Annotated in this window: 1 protein-coding gene; it reads left to right on the forward strand. The window is 57.1% G+C overall.

The window, feature by feature from the left end; translation table 11 throughout:
- Positions 1-374: DUF1833 family protein (locus G3T14_RS24335; RefSeq protein WP_163645029.1), on the forward strand; the 374-nt coding region annotated here is incomplete at its 5' end.
- Between the last annotated feature and the right edge of the window lie 540 nt (positions 375-914).

Genomic DNA, 914 nt, shown 5'->3' on the forward strand with positions numbered 1-914 from the left:
GCATCGAGGACGATGTGGAGATCACGCTGGAGGACGGCCGCCGCGTTTGGGCCATCGCCTGCGCATTCGCCTACACGCCGCCAGGCTTTGAGGATAACGGCCCAACGCCCGCAAAGCTCTCGATCGACAACGTGTCGGGCCGCATCCTGCCGTATCTCAAGCAGGCCACCAGCGCGATCCGAGTGACGTATCGGGCATATCTCGGCGGCGACCTGACGACGGTGGTCGATATGATCGAGGGGCTGGAGCTGAAGCGGGTGACGCTCGGCGGTGCGACGGCCGAGGGCGAACTGACCTTCGCAGAGATCGCGACGCAGGCGTTCCCGCGGCGGACTTACGATCTCGACACCTATCCTGGACTTTGGAACTCGTGAGGAGAGACGTGATGAGCAATTGCGCTGCGGTAGTTCGAGAGGCTGCTTGCAGGTCTTCATTTCCCAACGTTGACCCAAATTCACCATGGCTCGCGCTATGGCTTACTTCAGCGGGGCAGCGAGAAGCTGAACGACTTGGAGGGAAAATCCATATGCAGAATACCCTTCTGCAGAAAGAGACAGCCAAGGATGAGATCATACTGGCGACCGTTCGCCCGGAGGGGTGAGCCGACGACATCAGTCTCTATCTGCAGTCCAATATTAGGAAAAAATAGATGGCAGACGTGGTGAGAAGACTGAAGGGTTGAGGTGACGCCAGACACATTGGCAGAGCCAATCTTTGGGCATTTGTACTTTTCGATTAGGTAGGGATCTGCATAGTTTAGGTCCGCACCTGTGTCGACTAGGGCATATATAGGATCGAACTGAACGACCCTGCCCTTTGCTCCTGTTCCATGCCCTGCATCATACCGGAAGGCGACCTCTAACCCGTCTTATTCATGAGGGCAGTGGATCTGAGGCGGCGAGCGTAGCGTAAAG

The organism is Methylobacterium sp. BTF04 (assembly GCF_010692745.1).
Taxonomy (GTDB): domain Bacteria; phylum Pseudomonadota; class Alphaproteobacteria; order Rhizobiales; family Beijerinckiaceae; genus Methylobacterium.